25 protein-coding genes and 1 pseudogene are annotated in these 13,600 nt (G+C 40.7%); 23 read left to right on the forward strand and 3 right to left on the reverse strand.

Annotated elements, in window-relative coordinates:
- The first annotated feature begins 5 nt into the window (after positions 1-5).
- The 6 genes and pseudogenes from I593_RS08625 to I593_RS20630 all read left to right on the forward strand — a co-directional run bounded on the left by I593_RS08625 (position 6) and on the right by I593_RS20630 (position 1,853).
- Positions 6-641, forward strand: coding sequence for a DUF2528 family protein (locus I593_RS08625; RefSeq protein WP_016167178.1), 636 nt, complete (start codon positions 6-8; stop codon positions 639-641).
- A 3-nt stretch (positions 642-644) separates the two neighbouring features.
- Entirely contained in the window at positions 645-962 is a 318-nt protein-coding gene (locus I593_RS08630) for a hypothetical protein (RefSeq protein WP_016167179.1), read from the forward strand.
- A pseudogene (gene ssb, locus I593_RS08635) lies at positions 950-1,288 on the forward strand (single-stranded DNA-binding protein); the annotation flags it as partial. The gene I593_RS08630 and the pseudogene ssb, both read left to right, overlap by 13 nt.
- Before the next feature lie 26 nt (positions 1,289-1,314).
- Positions 1,315-1,512 (forward strand): hypothetical protein, encoded by a 198-nt coding sequence (locus I593_RS08640; RefSeq protein ID WP_016167181.1) that lies wholly within the window; start codon positions 1,315-1,317, stop codon positions 1,510-1,512.
- Between the two features lie 2 nt (positions 1,513-1,514).
- Positions 1,515-1,670 carry a hypothetical protein gene (locus tag I593_RS20415; protein WP_016167182.1) on the forward strand — a complete coding sequence of 52 codons (156 nt, stop codon included), beginning with the start codon at positions 1,515-1,517 and terminating at the stop codon, positions 1,668-1,670.
- Positions 1,671-1,676: 6 nt separating this feature from the next.
- A complete protein-coding gene (locus I593_RS20630) occupies positions 1,677-1,853 on the forward strand; it encodes a hypothetical protein (protein ID WP_016167183.1) in 177 nt (58 codons plus the stop codon).
- A gap of 37 nt (positions 1,854-1,890) precedes the next feature.
- On the opposite strand, the gene I593_RS08645 is transcribed toward I593_RS20630, so the two are convergent.
- The 3 genes from I593_RS08645 to I593_RS08655 all read right to left on the reverse strand — a co-directional run bounded on the left by I593_RS08645 (position 1,891) and on the right by I593_RS08655 (position 4,104).
- Complete coding sequence (locus I593_RS08645; RefSeq protein ID WP_026441120.1) at positions 1,891-3,039, reverse strand: tyrosine-type recombinase/integrase; 1,149 nt, start codon at positions 3,037-3,039, stop codon at positions 1,891-1,893.
- A 170-nt stretch (positions 3,040-3,209) separates the two neighbouring features.
- Positions 3,210-3,479 carry a hypothetical protein gene (locus tag I593_RS08650; protein ID WP_016167185.1) on the reverse strand — a complete coding sequence of 90 codons (270 nt, stop codon included), beginning with the start codon at positions 3,477-3,479 and terminating at the stop codon, positions 3,210-3,212.
- Between the two features lies 1 nt (position 3,480).
- Positions 3,481-4,104, reverse strand: a complete 624-nt coding sequence (locus I593_RS08655; protein WP_016167186.1) for a hypothetical protein — start codon at positions 4,102-4,104, stop codon at positions 3,481-3,483.
- A 223-nt stretch (positions 4,105-4,327) separates the two neighbouring features.
- Here I593_RS08655 and I593_RS08660 point away from each other — a divergent pair, with 223 nt between their 5' ends.
- The 17 genes from I593_RS08660 to I593_RS08740 all read left to right on the forward strand — a co-directional run bounded on the left by I593_RS08660 (position 4,328) and on the right by I593_RS08740 (position 13,600).
- Positions 4,328-4,600, forward strand: a complete 273-nt coding sequence (locus I593_RS08660) for a helix-turn-helix domain-containing protein (protein WP_016167187.1) — start codon at positions 4,328-4,330, stop codon at positions 4,598-4,600.
- Positions 4,601-4,610: 10 nt separating this feature from the next.
- A complete protein-coding gene (locus tag I593_RS08665) occupies positions 4,611-6,761 on the forward strand; it encodes a Mu transposase C-terminal domain-containing protein (protein WP_016167188.1) in 2,151 nt (716 codons plus the stop codon).
- A gap of 55 nt (positions 6,762-6,816) precedes the next feature.
- The gene (locus tag I593_RS08670; RefSeq protein WP_026441121.1) at positions 6,817-7,566 is read left to right on the forward strand and encodes an AAA family ATPase; all 750 of its coding nucleotides are present in this window, start codon (positions 6,817-6,819) and stop codon (positions 7,564-7,566) included.
- 12 nt (positions 7,567-7,578) lie between these two features.
- On the forward strand, positions 7,579-8,292 hold the full coding sequence (locus I593_RS08675) for a hypothetical protein (RefSeq protein ID WP_016167190.1): 714 nt from the start codon (positions 7,579-7,581) through the stop codon (positions 8,290-8,292).
- Positions 8,282-8,503, forward strand: coding sequence for a hypothetical protein (locus I593_RS08680; protein ID WP_016167191.1), 222 nt, complete (start codon positions 8,282-8,284; stop codon positions 8,501-8,503). Before I593_RS08675 ends, I593_RS08680 begins: the two co-directional genes overlap by 11 nt.
- Positions 8,484-8,834, forward strand: a complete 351-nt coding sequence (locus tag I593_RS08685; RefSeq protein ID WP_016167192.1) for a hypothetical protein — start codon at positions 8,484-8,486, stop codon at positions 8,832-8,834. Before I593_RS08680 ends, I593_RS08685 begins: the two co-directional genes overlap by 20 nt.
- 10 nt (positions 8,835-8,844) lie before the next feature.
- A complete protein-coding gene (locus tag I593_RS08690; RefSeq protein WP_016167193.1) occupies positions 8,845-9,054 on the forward strand; it encodes a TraR/DksA C4-type zinc finger protein in 210 nt (69 codons plus the stop codon).
- A gap of 10 nt (positions 9,055-9,064) precedes the next feature.
- The gene (locus I593_RS08695) at positions 9,065-9,682 is read left to right on the forward strand and encodes a DUF3164 family protein (RefSeq protein WP_016167194.1); all 618 of its coding nucleotides are present in this window, start codon (positions 9,065-9,067) and stop codon (positions 9,680-9,682) included.
- Between the two features lie 27 nt (positions 9,683-9,709).
- The gene (locus I593_RS08700) at positions 9,710-9,982 is read left to right on the forward strand and encodes an HU family DNA-binding protein (RefSeq protein WP_016167195.1); all 273 of its coding nucleotides are present in this window, start codon (positions 9,710-9,712) and stop codon (positions 9,980-9,982) included.
- Between the two features lie 92 nt (positions 9,983-10,074).
- Positions 10,075-10,389 carry a hypothetical protein gene (locus tag I593_RS08705; RefSeq protein WP_016167196.1) on the forward strand — a complete coding sequence of 105 codons (315 nt, stop codon included), beginning with the start codon at positions 10,075-10,077 and terminating at the stop codon, positions 10,387-10,389.
- A gap of 61 nt (positions 10,390-10,450) precedes the next feature.
- Complete coding sequence (locus I593_RS08710; protein WP_016167197.1) at positions 10,451-10,864, forward strand: hypothetical protein; 414 nt, start codon at positions 10,451-10,453, stop codon at positions 10,862-10,864.
- Complete coding sequence (locus I593_RS08715; RefSeq protein ID WP_016167198.1) at positions 10,861-11,160, forward strand: hypothetical protein; 300 nt, start codon at positions 10,861-10,863, stop codon at positions 11,158-11,160. Before I593_RS08710 ends, I593_RS08715 begins: the two co-directional genes overlap by 4 nt.
- Positions 11,157-11,588 carry a gp16 family protein gene (locus I593_RS08720; RefSeq protein WP_016167199.1) on the forward strand — a complete coding sequence of 144 codons (432 nt, stop codon included), beginning with the start codon at positions 11,157-11,159 and terminating at the stop codon, positions 11,586-11,588. The genes I593_RS08715 and I593_RS08720 overlap by 4 nt, the downstream gene beginning before the upstream one ends.
- Complete coding sequence (locus I593_RS08725; RefSeq protein ID WP_016167200.1) at positions 11,554-11,988, forward strand: Mor transcription activator family protein; 435 nt, start codon at positions 11,554-11,556, stop codon at positions 11,986-11,988. Before I593_RS08720 ends, I593_RS08725 begins: the two co-directional genes overlap by 35 nt.
- Before the next feature lie 119 nt (positions 11,989-12,107).
- On the forward strand, positions 12,108-12,509 hold the full coding sequence (locus tag I593_RS08730; protein WP_016167201.1) for a M15 family metallopeptidase: 402 nt from the start codon (positions 12,108-12,110) through the stop codon (positions 12,507-12,509).
- Entirely contained in the window at positions 12,506-13,102 is a 597-nt protein-coding gene (locus tag I593_RS19775; protein WP_016167202.1) for a DUF7940 domain-containing protein, read from the forward strand. The genes I593_RS08730 and I593_RS19775 overlap by 4 nt, the downstream gene beginning before the upstream one ends.
- A 63-nt stretch (positions 13,103-13,165) precedes the next feature.
- On the forward strand, positions 13,166-13,600 hold the full coding sequence (locus I593_RS08740) for a hypothetical protein (RefSeq protein WP_026441124.1): 435 nt from the start codon (positions 13,166-13,168) through the stop codon (positions 13,598-13,600).

Raw genomic sequence — 13,600 nt, forward strand, 5'->3', positions numbered from 1 at the left:
CAATTATGCAAAACGATTCTAACGTAGAAATGGCATCACCTGAGAGTCAATTCATTAATAATGTGGGTTTAAAGAAAGCAAAAGATATTATTCAGAACATGCCTGAAGGCGCTAGATATTGGGTAATAACGACTGGTTATCACAATGATATTCCAGATTTTTCACAATACAAATTCCAGCATCTCTATAACTTAGAACTTTTAAAAAAACATATTGAGGAATATGAACAGACCCATGGTGTTAATTTTGGCATTCCTGAATATCTTCTTTGTGAGCCACGTACTTACAAAGTAAATCTGAATTCATGGCATGAATCTACATGTGACCTTGAGTTTACGATCGTCATCAAATGTACAGATGACCAACTACATGAGCACAATAACTTTTGGGCAGGCCATCAGCATCGCCTTGAAGAGAGCAACGGTGATGTTGTGGCAATCATATTAAAGATGATCGGTCGCAAAGTTTTTTGGTTTTGCTACGAGAATGGTTTTTCACCCTTCTCTGGAGCTGAATATGCAAATGAGATTTTTCAACAGGAAGGATGGTTATCAGATTGTTTTGAAATCACCAAGTTACATTTTGAAAACTTAGTCGATGATGATGAATTTGAATTTGAACCTGTAGCGGTGGAGGGTTAAGCCATGTCTAATTATCGCTGTAATTGTGGCGGTTTAATCCTGCCAAATTTTGAAGCCTATCAAGTGGGTGATGAAGTCAACTTTATGATCCAGAAACGCAAAAGCATCGGCAATGGAAAAATTTCAGTCAACCAAACTGCACATACAGGAAAAATTACTCAAATTGATGGTGATGACATTACAGTCAAAGCCCATGTACGAACTTACGAACTTTCGCGCTTTGAAATTACGCCAAAGGATGCACCAGGACCAATTGAATATTTCCGCATTGGTCAATGCCGTTGTGAATTAGATCAGGAGCAAAAACCATGCGCGGAGTAAATAAAGTCATTTTAGTCGGTTCACTTGGTGCGGATCCTGAAAGCAAGACCTTTCCAAATGGTGGTTCATTGTGTCAATTCTCTATAGCCACATCGGGAAAATGGCAAGACAAACAATCTGGCAATTGGATTGAAAATACAGAATGGCACCGAATTGTAGTCAAAAACCGCTTAGGTGAAATTGCCCAGCAATACCTGAAAAAAGGTTCAAAAGTCTACATTGAAGGCAAGCTGCGTACCCGTTCATGGCACGATCAAAATAACCAGGAACGCTACACCACAGAAGTACATGCAGAAACTATGCAAATGCTGGATTCAGCACCACAGGCCAATAGTTATTAAAGGGATGAACAATGGACTTTCAAAACATTATAAAAGCTCGTCAGGCGATTACGGATAAGCATGGTACCAAAAAACCACAATTAACTTTTGGCGGTGAAATGCCTTGTCCAATCTGTGACAAAGGTACATTAGGCTATCAAATCAGTGCAGTGAATGGGCATATCAATGCAAGTTGTGAGACTGAAGAATGTGTTCATTGGATGGAATAAATATGAATTTCATCGAATGGTTTAAAACCACCAAAGAATATGGCCAACTAAGTTGGACATATTCAGAAGCTCAAATTTTCGAGCATAACGGCACTGAATACAGTTTCATGTGTGTCAGTACTGCATATCAGGCTTTTGAATATTTAAAGAAAGGATAATGACAAATGAAATGGTATCCAATGGTAAAAGTCGCTGCTGAACTTGGTATCTGTGTAAATACCTTTAAAAAGCATTATCTGGCAAAGTACCCACCAGAGCGCGTGTTTGTTAATCGTAAAGAATGGACCGAAGCAACACTAAATCTAATGAAGTCAGACAAAAATATTGGTTCTGCAGCATAACAAAAGGGGCTAATTGCCCCCTTTTTAATATTCATTGCTAACCTTTTAACCAACTATCAACTTCTCTTGCATACCACTCCATCATTTCTACACGTTCAGCCCAATACTCTGCGCGGTTATAAATGCCCCGAATCTTATCTTTTGGTACATGGGCTATCTGGTATTCAATAACATCATATCTAAACTTAGCTGAGTCATTTGCGTGGGTCGAAAAAACGGAACGAAAACCATGTGTCGTCATCCGTCCAGCGTAGCCATTGCGCTTAATGATGGCCAAGATACTTTCGGATCTGGCTGGTAAATCAGGTTTATGTGCATGTCTAAAAATAAAACCTTCACTTTTCCGTCGGTCATACAAGGTTTTAAATAACTCAACAGTCTGATCAGTGAGTGGTACCACATGATCCCGACGCATTTTCATTCTTGATGCAGGAATCACCCATTCACGCGTTTCAAAATTAATTTCTTTTGTGTCCCAACGCGCTAAAAGAAGTTCAGAAATACGAACAGCCGTATAACAGGCTAATTTAATTGCAATCATCAAGTCTTCTGAAACTTGCGAACGCTGCACCCTTCCCCAAAATTCAGGCATTTCGGCAGGCTTTAAAGCTGCCAAATTTTCTACTTCCTGTTTCGGTATAACATCAGCTACCAGTAAGCATGGATTTTTCTCGGTGTAATCTGAAGCGATCGCAAAATTAAAGACATCACTCAAAAGCCTTAAAGAACGTTTGGCAGTTTCAATCGTACCTTTGGCCACAATATTTTTAACGCTATTAACGACCTGTTTTCGTTCTAATTCATCAACACTGATATTTTCAAAGTCTGCAGTAATGTAACCAAGCCGATAAACAACTGTATCAATGTACTTTTGGCTGCTCCAACTTGGCCGCATAATTTCAAGCCATTCTTGAATAACTTCCTTTACTGTTGGGGCATTCAGCTTTTTACCTGTAATTTGCTGCTTAAAATCACGGGCCAATTGCCTAGCATCTTTACAGCCTGTTTCTGGATATTCACCTAGCGTTTTTTGATTCTGTTTACCCTGGTGTCGGTATGACAGCACCCATTTCTTTTTCCCTGTTGGAAATACAGAAATGATTAGCCCTTCCCCATCAGCAATTGAATATCTTTTTTCCTGTGGCTTTAAATTTTTTACTTGTACGTCAGAATGTGACTTATTAATTCATTCTGCACTGGAGTGATGCGGGAAGATTCGGGAAGTCCTGGGATTATGTGGGATGAAAGCTTGAGCTGATAAGCATTTGAGGATTTTTTTAAGGGCAAACCAGGTTGAACTTGATTTGCCCTTTATTTTGCACTGAATTTTGCGGTTTCTCTGGATGTGTAGTTTTTTTAGTTTTTATTTTGCACTGTTTGAATGAGAGGAATTCGGTTTAATAATGCTTCAACAGTTGCCCCTACCGTTTGGGTAATGGCCTTGTCTGGGCTGTTGAGATTATCCAGGTTAAATTGCAGTGTGCAGAGTTCTTCATTTGCGAGCTTTAGGACTATAGATATTGGCTGGGTCTTTGTACGTTTTGAGAAAATTCCTAAAGCATTTGATGGTAATTCAATTCCAGCTTTGGCTAAGCTAGACAGACTACCATTATTATTTTCAAGCATGTTACGAAACACTCCTTATAAGTTGGTCTAATGCGGATTTCAAGTGCTCTTGAGTCCATGGCTTGTCATAATAGAAGTTGTAAATGACTAAAATCAATTCAGTTTTTTTCGATGGCGACATAGAGCGTCGCGTCTCTTTCAGTGCTTTTTCAATCAAGCTAATACAGGCTTTTAGCAGCTCTTCACTTACATTGTTTAAATTACCATTAAAGAAAAGCGTGCTAATAAATTCGGCTTTGTCGTCTGGTGTCATGGTGCCGTTGGCAATCTCCAGAGCTTTTTCAGCTGTTTCAATAGACTGCATCAGCAGCTGCTGATCTATGCTTAAAGGCACGTCTGTCTTAACACTGTGATCCGCTACAGCAACAGGCTGTGCTGTTTCAGGGTTTTCTAGAAATGGCTCTCCTATTCCGTCATTCAACCATTGATAGCTACACCCTATTAATTGCGCCCAATGTTTAACTGTTTTCGGTAAAGGTTTTTTTTGACGATTCTTTGCTGACTGAAATGCCGACTTATTAATTCCTTTTGATTCAGCCCAAGGATATGGACGTTCTTCGCCAATCAAGAACTGCATTCTCTCCCAAAATTTTAAATCACGATCTTGAGTAACATCCATTTGCATATACCACACCTTAAATGCAAAACCTGCACGCAAAAATTGAATACTTTTTGCATAAAAACAATTAAATAAAAATCAATCATTTAATAGATTTTGAATACTTTTAAATAAAATTAATATGCAAAAGCATTGATTTGAATATTTTTGCATACTAATATGTATTCAGATTAGGCAATTGCCCAATCTAACGAGTTTAAAAAAAGCCATATTGGCCTAGGAGTTCTACATGGGTTCTATGCGAAATCCACCCAAAGAACAAGTTTGGGATAGACATGAAATAAAAGCTGCAATTGAGCGTAAGTGTAAGAGCCTTACAGCTTTAGCGCGCCTTTATGACATGCCTTCTCAAACTATCCGCAATGCCTTGGATAAACCAAGTAAAAGCGGAGAACTTGTTATTGCAGACTTTCTAGGTGAACCAGTACACGTACTGTTTCCTGATAGATGGACTGAGAATAACAAACGAATCTATCCACGAACCTTAAAGCGCAAACAGTAGGAGTTCGTTGATGGAATTATTTTATAGTATTCAGGAATTAGTTGAATTGCAATTAGTTATTCAAAACCCACAGTTTCCTAATAACCGTCAAGGTTTTGAATACCGCGCAAAAAAAGAGAAATGGGATTTTAAAGAAGAGAAATCTACTGGTAGAAATGGCACTAAACGTATGTATTTAGTTCCAGTTGAATTAGCCATTAGTATTCAAAATCATCTAAAACCTATTTCTACTGCGGCTGCAATTAATAAGTCTGAGCTTCTTGTTTCTGAAGTTAAAGATGCTACCAATTTAATGAATTGGCAGCGTGAAATTGCTGAGAACCGTTTGTTTGTGGTGCGCTACATTCAGCAGCAGATCAAGCAAGGTATGAAAAAGACACCTGCAATCGAGCAATTTATTGCAGATGCTGATGCCCTTTTATTGCCTGAAGAAATGCAGCTGGCGGTTCAGAAAGCCAATGCCAAAGCTGGTGAAGGTCGCACTGTTTCACGTCGTAGCGTGTTCGACTGGGTGAAAACTGTAGAAGATGCTGAACAACATAAAATCAATGTGATCAGTGTTTTGGCACCTAAAGCACGTCGTTCAGACATCCCTGTTTGGGCAATGGATTTATTAACGCTTTGGGCACAACCGCAAAAGCCAAGCTTGGCGGCTGTGTTGGAACTGCTTCCAAATTATTTGAAAGCAGATGTTCCCTGCCCTACTTACAACCAAGCCTATCGTTTCATTAAAGAAAAAATGGGTAATGTTGAGGCGCAACGTGGCCGTATGGGCAACCGTGAGTTGAAAAACTTACAGCCATTTATCCGCCGTGATACTGAGCAGCTATTACCGACTGATGTTTATACCGCAGATGGTCATTGCTTTGATGCAGAAGTAGCACACCCGATGCATGGTAAGCCTTTTCGTCCTGAGATCACCGCCATTATTGATGTGGCAACACGTCGTCTGGTGGGCTGGTCGATTGATCTTGCAGAAAGTGGCTGGGCTGTTTTGGATGCTGTGCGTATGAGTGCTTGCGAATGCGGTATTCCTGCAATTTTCTATGTGGATAACGGCTCCGGTTATAAAAACCAGATGATGGGTGCAAAAGGCCGCGGTGTGATGGCCCGTTTAAATACCGAAATGAGCCATGCCCTTCCATACAACTCGCAAGCCAAAGGTTTGATTGAACGCAGTCACCAGACTTTATGGATCAAAGCTGCCAAAAATTTACCGTCATATATTGGTAAAGATATGGATGCAGAAGCCAGCAACAAGATGTTCAAGCTCACTCGAAGCGAAATTAAACAGATTGGCGTTTCAAAAGGGTTAATTAGCTGGACTGATTTTCTGGATTATGCAGCTAAAGTTGTGAATGACTACAACAATAAACCGCATAGCAGCCTGAAACGCATTACCGACCCTGTGACTTTTAAAAAGCGTCATCAAAGTCCGTTAGAAGCGTGGAATGAAGCGTTAGAAATGGGTGCACCGATTGACCGAGTTGAAGACTGGGATGCCGAAGATCTGTTTCGCCCTTATGAAGAACGTAAAGTGCGCCGCGGTGAAATTGAGCTATTTGGCAACCGTTACTTTAGCCAAGAGCTATCTGAGTTTCACGGCGACACAGTGCTGGTGGGCTATGACATACACAATGCTGACCAAATTACAGTACGTGACGAAGATGGTCGCTTGATTTGCTATGCGAAATGGAATGCAAACAAACGTGCTTACTTCCCGCAAACAAAAGTTGAACAGGCGCGTCAACGTCGTGCTGATGGCCGCTTACGTCGCTTAGCTGTGAAACAGGACGAAGTTCGTCTGGAAGCTAATCCACAGTTGGTGATTGAGCACATGGAAAACCAAAACGTTATTCCATTTAACGGCAACAAGCACCAACAGCTTATGGACGAATTAAATGCTTTACCTATACGCCAAGAAAAGGAAGTTATTTATTTCAAAGAGCCTGTTGTGACTTCGCCTATCACTGAACAAGCAAACCAAACTTTAACCCCAGTACAACGCTGGATGGAATTAGATCGACATATACAGAAAGGAGGGCAACTAACCCAAGAAAATCAGGACTTTTGGGAAATGTTCCAACTGTCTAAAAAGTTTAGGCAACTGGAAGAAGATGACGCTGAACTAAATACATATTTAGCCCAGCGCCAAGGTTAGACGGTACGGCAATACCGCCCAATTACAAACAACTTATTATTTTATGGTGATGCAAATGAATGCAGATGTCAATTTTTCAAACTCAAGTATTGCTCAGATTCGCAATATTTCTCAGTGCTATGAAGCAGTTAAGCGCACGATGGAACGCAATCCCCTGTTGCCAGGCATATCTGCTTTTTATGGTCCAAGTGGCTTTGGTAAGTCTACAGCAGCAAACTTTGTAGCGACTAAAACCAATGCTTTTTATGTGCAAGTCAAAAGCACATATACCAAGAAAGCCTTTCTACAAGCGCTATTGCGGGAGATGAGTATTCCTTACCCTGCAACGCTTAGTGAAATGATGGAGCTGGCAACTAGCGAACTTGCTAAGTCAGGTCGACCACTGATTATTGATGAGTTTGACCATTTGGTGCAAGGCAATAAAGTCGAAATTATTCGTGACTTATACGAAGGCAGCCAAGGAACTTTCTTGATTATTGGTGAGGAAATGCTGGCACGTAAGTTGGAAAAGTGGGAGCGCTTCCACGGTCGTATTTTGAATTGGGTTCCCGCACTCCCAGCAGATATTAATGATGTCACGCTTTTAGCATCAATTTATGCACCGAAAATTGAAATTGATGAACCTGTACTTGAGCAACTGCTTGCCCAGGTCCGTGGATCGACACGTCGTGTATCAACCAACTTAGAAATGTTGAATGAAAAAGCGTTAGAAGCTGGAGTGCGTCATATCTCCAAACAAGGACTTAAGGAGCTCTTACCGGACGGCTTTGTAACTGGCGAAAGCCCTAAGCCACGTAGCTTCTGAGGTAACTAATTCATGCAAGCTGGTACAAAACTATCATTAACTCAAGAACTGGGAAGTAATCTTATGAATGCAGGACAGCCTTATCAATCTCCACGTCAACGGGTGTGGACTGCTATTCGTAAGCATCGTGAAGAGTTCACTATCAAACAAGTCGCTGAACTTGGTCAGATGAAATATGACAGTACTCGTGATTTCATCACTGGCCTCAAAAAGGCAGGAATCATTGCCGAAGTTAGACGAGAAAAATTGCCAAATATGAGCAAGAAAATAGAGTTGATCTATTTCAAGCTTGTTGAAGATTACGGCTACAACACTCCTTCTGTGGATCGCCAAGGCAATATTCTGGGCAAATCTGCGACTGTGAACAAAGCAATGTGGAATACCTTGCGTATTACCAAACAACCAGTAAATGCAATTGAACTTGCTGCGATTTCAAGTACGGATGAACTGCAAGTTTCGATTGAGACCGCAGATAGTTATTTACGCTTTCTACATCATGCAGGTTACTTAAAAATTGCACGTGTAGCTCATCATGCTGTTCGCAAAGCGAAATATCAGCTTTTACCAGGAATGGATACTGGTCCAATCCCCCCACAAATTCAACGGGCCAAGCAGGTGTTTGACCCAAATACAAATACAGTTATGTATTCAGAGCGTCCTGAACTCGAAGAAGAAATTAAACACGGCACTTTGTTACTGAATGATGAGGAAATTAATGATGAATAATCCTGCAAAAATTGACCCAGAATTTCACCGCTTTGTTACGAAAGACAGAATCCGACTATTTACTGAACGTAATGAGTTTAAGCGTTTGGCCGAGCAATATGAACAGGAACTCTATGACATTCAAGAACGTAGTAAAAAGCTGATTTCATTTTTACTTTGCCTATGTACTGTGCTGCTTGGAGTACTTGCTTATGTCTTATCCAACAGCTAAACCGCAATGGGTCGTACTGGTTGAACAACGCATAGAGCAGCTGGGTAGTATTCAGAAAGTTGCTAATGAATTGGGATATGCCAGACCCAGCCTTTCACTGGCTTTACGCGGTAAATATAAGGGAAATACAGACCGTTTAGAACAAACAGTTATGAAGGTGTTGGGTAGTGTTCACTGCCCTCACTTGAACCAGAAACTCAGCCCTGATGAGTGCATTAACTTCCGTGAACGTGATGCACCTACTCAGAACCCAGCAGAAATGCGGCACTGGCGAGCTTGTCAGCAATGTGATGTGGCTTGCAAAAAGAAAAAACGTAAAGAAATTTTTTGAGGGTAAATAGATGGCTGATTTAGCAGACATTGCTGGTGAAATTGCTGATGAGCGCCTGGCTCATACGCTTGAAAACCATCAGCAATATAACGCTGAAAGTGAGTTTGAATGCCTTGAATGTGGCTGCCAGATTCCAGAAAAACGTCGTGCCTTGGGTGGTGTGACACTTTGTATTGACTGCCAAACGGTAGTTGAAATTCAAAACAAACAATATCGTTAATGGGGAAATAATGAACGCAATTGTAGAAGTTCCAGCAGGTTATCGTATTGATGCCAAAGGACGTTTGATCCCGGTTGATCAAATTAAAGCGATTGATATTGAACGTAGTGACCTGGTCGAACGTTTGATTGGTGGTGCCAAGCTGCTGCAGCAACAAATGCTGGCATTTAAAAAATTAGCATTTGGAGATATTGCTGCCTTTATTCAGCTTTCTGCTGAACAGCATGGTGTGCAATTAGGTGGTAACAAAGGCAACGTGACGTTATTCAGCTTTGATGGCAAATACAAGATTGTGCGTCAAAGTCAGGAAAGCATCCGTTTTGATGAAAGCTTGCAGGCTGCCAAAGCGTTAATTGATGAATGTATTTCTGAATGGGCTGCCGGATCTAACGACAACATTCGTGTACTGATCAATGATGCCTTCCAGGTAGACAAAGAAGGAAAAATTTCAACTGGTCGTGTACTCAGCCTGCGTCGTTTAGACATTCGGGATGAAAAGTGGCTACGTGCAATGGATGCAATCAGTGACAGCATTATCGTGACTGACAGCAAAAACTATGTGCGCTTTTATGAGCGTGACAGTGAAGGCAAGTATCAAGCGATTTCGCTCGATTTTGCGAATGTTTAAACTTCAACAAATACAGGTAATAAAACCATGAACAAAGCAGAACTTATTCAACACATCGCAACTACTGCGGGAATTAATAAAACTCAAGCTACAGCTGCCCTTCAGGCATTTGAAACGGCTGTTATTGATAGCTTGGCAAATGGGGAAACGTTAGAACTTAAAGGCTTTGGTACTTTCAAAATTACTGAACGTGCTGAACGTCAGGGGCGTAATCCAAAGACTGGCGAAACCCTTACCATTCCAGCAACTAAAAGCCCGACGTTTAAGGCAGGGAAAGCTTTCAAGGATGCTGTGAATTAATGCGATTCCAAACCAATTGATTTAACAAAAACAAAAGGTCCCGCCTTTTGGCGGGATTTTTTTGGCCCAAATTTTACAAATGAGAAAGCAAAATGGGAATTAAAAAACTCGTAACGATCACTGTGGAAGCTCAGATTGAAATTGAGTTAGGTGACTGGGCACAAAACCCAACAGCACAAGATATTGAAGGCATTAACTACTGTGGTTTTGAAGTCGAAAATTCTGATGACATTTACAAAGAAGCGGCCTTAATCATCCTTCGTGGGAATGCACATTGTAATAACGATGTATTCGGATACATCCACTCCAAATGGATCTTTGGAAAACCAGAAGAAATAGATCCCCATTTTTATGACATAGAAGATTTGTATGTAGAAGACTTCACAGTTGAGGCGGTGGGAAAATGATTAAACGCGAAGATTTAGACCAATTGCCACCAGAAGTAATCATCAGCCTTGGAGAAACACCATGAGCCTAAGCAAAGAACAGCAAGATCATGTACTCAAAGAATTAGACATTCCTTACAACAAAGTCATCCTGCATTGTGATGGCTACGATGTCACACTTCTCCTGGTGCGCATGAAAATGAAATTGGTCGTTGATATTTACATTGACCAGATGTTTAAGGGAATCTGGCTGACTGAACCAGATAAACATCCAGAGGCAAAATTTTTACCGACTAAAAAAGTAAAAATATACAGCCAAAAATCTAAAGCTGAAATCATTAAACTTTTAGGTAAACGTGAAGCAAAAAAATCATTTCCTGACTTAGACAAGGTCATTGAGTCGAAATCTTATTATTTTTCTTCACCTAAAGCAGCTCTATCACACCTGATCAAAGTCAGCGATTCAATTGAACTTCTAGCGGAGATGGCTGCATGAGTAATAAAAAACAACCAACTAAAGTGACAGGAACTGTAGAACAACATGCAAAATATATTTTTGATCGTTTTATCATTCCTGCACATGCCCAAATTGAAAATATTGATGAATCATCAGCTGACGAATTTGCCTTCTATATTGCAACTAAAGCTGTTGCAGGATATCTGGGTTCTGCCAACGACCTGGACAGCGCCAAAGAATTGTTGCTGTCCAATATCGAATGCATATGCAAAGACATTCAAAACGAAAAAAAAGGCTTAGGTATTTTGGCTACACCTATGGGGAAACCTGCATGAAAAAATCCTCTCGCAATGAACGTTTAGCTGCCATTCACATGGGAAAAAAAGCGTTAAATCTGGATGAGGATACTTACCGTGACATGCTTGAGCATGTCACCAGTAAGCGATCTGCCAAAGACATGGATATGAATGACTTGCTTAAAGTCATTCAGCATCTGGATCAGCTCGGATTTTCTAAACGCAACTTTGGCAAAAAGCCGAAGGTGAAGCTGTCTAAGGAGGCATTAATAGGCAAAATTGAGGCACATTTAACCGAGCATAAATTGCATTGGAATTATGCAAAAGGCATTGCAAAACAAATGTTTCAAAAGGAAGCGTTAGAATTTTGTACAGAAAACGAACTGTGGCGTATAGTGGCAGCATTGGAGTACAAAGCTAAGCGGGCCACTAATGAAACAAGACGAATACCTGGACAAACTACCTGAAAACCTTCGGCTGATTATTCAGCTGACTGACTATAGAACTGCCATGATTCTGATCAAGCATTATGGCGGTTCGGACTATAGTTTCCCTCCCCTGAAATCTATTTCTGAAAGCCATGAACTTGCTGAACTGTTAGGATTCAATAATCTGAAAAAGCTCTGCCAGTTCTGGAATGGCGATATTGTTTACATTCCTAAGTCTGACCGTTATCTGGGTATTTTACGTGATAAGCGTATTGAACAGGACCTTGCAGAATTAGGGGCATCCTCTGATATTCAACGTCAGCTTGCTAAAAAATATAATGTCACAACACGCTGGATTCGGTCCGTCCGTAAAAATCAGGTCAGTAAGACTCCAGCTGTTTCAAAGTATGACCGACAACTCGATATGTTTGCCTGCTAATTGCTTTTACTTTTTCTCCACTGACCGCCTCCGGGCGGTTTTTTTATGGAAGTAGTTCCGCAAGGAATAGATTGCAAAATCATCAAAACTTACAAGACGTTAAATAAGAGTTTATTTCAATGTCTGAAGTTCAAAAAAAGAAATTTGTTTTATCCAGGCTGAGCTTAAGCCGTCTTGAAGGTGTTCACCCAGATTTAGTCAAAGTGGTTAAACGAGCAATTGAAATCACTGAAGTTGATTTCCGTGTTTCAGAAGGACTTCGGACCAAGGCCAGACAAGCTGAACTGGTGAAATCAGGTGCAAGCCAAACTCAAAACTCTCGCCACCTTACGGGTCATGCTGTCGATCTAGTTGCCATGATTGGTTTAGACATTCGCTGGGATTGGCCGCTGTATTACAAAATTGCCGATGCCGTTAAACAAGCCGCAAAAGAACTGAACGTCCCTATCGAATGGGGTGGTGACTGGAAAACATTTAAAGATGGTCCACATTTTCAACTACCTTGGGGAAGCTACAAATGACTCATAAAAAATCAAAGATTCCGCATTCCTTGATCCAACAGCGTATTGAAGAAGGCATTAAATTTAAGTTGGAAATTCTTGGCAAGGCTGATTACCGCAAAGGTTATGAAGAAGGCAAAAAAGACCTGCAAGCCCTGGTTAATGCAGATGAGTCAGAAAAGATTCAAAAGCTGCGTTTATCCATTTCCAGTCTTGAAGGACAGTTGGATCAACAGGCTATTGAATTCAGTGAGAAAAACCGTTTATTGCATGACGCAACCAAACGCAATACAGAAAAAAATCAGAAAATCCTGGAATTGGAACGTCAGCTTGAAGTTTTAAAAAATAACTTTGAAACCTTCAAGAAGGAACAACAAAGTTTAGCTGCATTAGGTTTTGTGGATAAAAGCTTCATTGTCCACAACTGGCGTGACAGCTGGAAATGGCTCAGTAACTGGTGTTTTGGCTTGGTGATGTTCTTTGCTGTTACCCCGCTTCCACCAGAACTGCTTGCAGTACTCCCAGAACATATCCGTTTCTATGTGATTGCCTGGATTGCTTTCTGCGGCATGGTCGGACGCTATATCAATCAAAGTACAGCAACCAAGCTATGACCTTAAAAATATTTGTGCGAAAGAATTTTTCCGCTGTTCTGTTCTATACCCTGATGGATGCATATGACTGGATCAGCAGCCCAATACAACGATTTAAAAAGAGAATCCAACATGTCAAAAGTCATTTTTTCAAAAAGCGCCATCATCAGCCTTGCCGACTATGTTCTGAAAAATTACGGGCACATCAGCGAGACGATTGAGGCTGGGATTATTGCCACCCAAAAAACTTATAGCAATTCAAAACTGACGGCTTTAGCAGTCTATGACATGTTGCAAACAACAGCTAAATATATGCAGGCGGTTGAGAATGAGGGTGTTCTTAAAGGGGTTGCCAAGAAGGAAGCTGTGCTTGAATTCATAGTTAAAGAATACTTAGAAACTCAAGATGAAATTAAACAGATCTGGTCTGGCTGGCGAACTACCGTGTCCTGGTTTATTGACCAGTTGATTTCCATGTTGAATAGCGGCCGTCACGTTCTTCAGGCCTTTGTAGGTTAA

The organism is Acinetobacter tandoii DSM 14970 = CIP 107469, from assembly GCF_000400735.1.
Taxonomy (GTDB): Bacteria; Pseudomonadota; Gammaproteobacteria; order Pseudomonadales; family Moraxellaceae; genus Acinetobacter; species Acinetobacter tandoii.

Coding starts and splice junctions, on each gene's coding strand:
- I593_RS08625 (WP_016167178.1), top strand. CDS start 6: ATGCAAAACGATTCTAACGTAGAAATGGCATCACCTGAGAGTCAATTC.
- I593_RS08630 (WP_016167179.1), top strand. CDS start 645: ATGTCTAATTATCGCTGTAATTGTGGCGGTTTAATCCTGCCAAATTTT.
- I593_RS08640 (WP_016167181.1), top strand. CDS start 1,315: ATGGACTTTCAAAACATTATAAAAGCTCGTCAGGCGATTACGGATAAG.
- I593_RS20415 (WP_016167182.1), top strand. CDS start 1,515: ATGAATTTCATCGAATGGTTTAAAACCACCAAAGAATATGGCCAACTA.
- I593_RS20630 (WP_016167183.1), top strand. CDS start 1,677: ATGAAATGGTATCCAATGGTAAAAGTCGCTGCTGAACTTGGTATCTGT.
- I593_RS08650 (WP_016167185.1), bottom strand. CDS start 3,479: ATGCTTGAAAATAATAATGGTAGTCTGTCTAGCTTAGCCAAAGCTGGA.
- I593_RS08655 (WP_016167186.1), bottom strand. CDS start 4,104: ATGCAAATGGATGTTACTCAAGATCGTGATTTAAAATTTTGGGAGAGA.
- I593_RS08660 (WP_016167187.1), top strand. CDS start 4,328: ATGGGTTCTATGCGAAATCCACCCAAAGAACAAGTTTGGGATAGACAT.
- I593_RS08665 (WP_016167188.1), top strand. CDS start 4,611: ATGGAATTATTTTATAGTATTCAGGAATTAGTTGAATTGCAATTAGTT.
- I593_RS08670 (WP_026441121.1), top strand. CDS start 6,817: ATGAATGCAGATGTCAATTTTTCAAACTCAAGTATTGCTCAGATTCGC.
- I593_RS08675 (WP_016167190.1), top strand. CDS start 7,579: ATGCAAGCTGGTACAAAACTATCATTAACTCAAGAACTGGGAAGTAAT.
- I593_RS08680 (WP_016167191.1), top strand. CDS start 8,282: ATGATGAATAATCCTGCAAAAATTGACCCAGAATTTCACCGCTTTGTT.
- I593_RS08685 (WP_016167192.1), top strand. CDS start 8,484: ATGTCTTATCCAACAGCTAAACCGCAATGGGTCGTACTGGTTGAACAA.
- I593_RS08690 (WP_016167193.1), top strand. CDS start 8,845: ATGGCTGATTTAGCAGACATTGCTGGTGAAATTGCTGATGAGCGCCTG.
- I593_RS08695 (WP_016167194.1), top strand. CDS start 9,065: ATGAACGCAATTGTAGAAGTTCCAGCAGGTTATCGTATTGATGCCAAA.
- I593_RS08700 (WP_016167195.1), top strand. CDS start 9,710: ATGAACAAAGCAGAACTTATTCAACACATCGCAACTACTGCGGGAATT.
- I593_RS08705 (WP_016167196.1), top strand. CDS start 10,075: ATGGGAATTAAAAAACTCGTAACGATCACTGTGGAAGCTCAGATTGAA.
- I593_RS08710 (WP_016167197.1), top strand. CDS start 10,451: ATGAGCCTAAGCAAAGAACAGCAAGATCATGTACTCAAAGAATTAGAC.
- I593_RS08715 (WP_016167198.1), top strand. CDS start 10,861: ATGAGTAATAAAAAACAACCAACTAAAGTGACAGGAACTGTAGAACAA.
- I593_RS08720 (WP_016167199.1), top strand. CDS start 11,157: ATGAAAAAATCCTCTCGCAATGAACGTTTAGCTGCCATTCACATGGGA.
- I593_RS08725 (WP_016167200.1), top strand. CDS start 11,554: ATGAAACAAGACGAATACCTGGACAAACTACCTGAAAACCTTCGGCTG.
- I593_RS08730 (WP_016167201.1), top strand. CDS start 12,108: ATGTCTGAAGTTCAAAAAAAGAAATTTGTTTTATCCAGGCTGAGCTTA.
- I593_RS19775 (WP_016167202.1), top strand. CDS start 12,506: ATGACTCATAAAAAATCAAAGATTCCGCATTCCTTGATCCAACAGCGT.
- I593_RS08740 (WP_026441124.1), top strand. CDS start 13,166: ATGACTGGATCAGCAGCCCAATACAACGATTTAAAAAGAGAATCCAAC.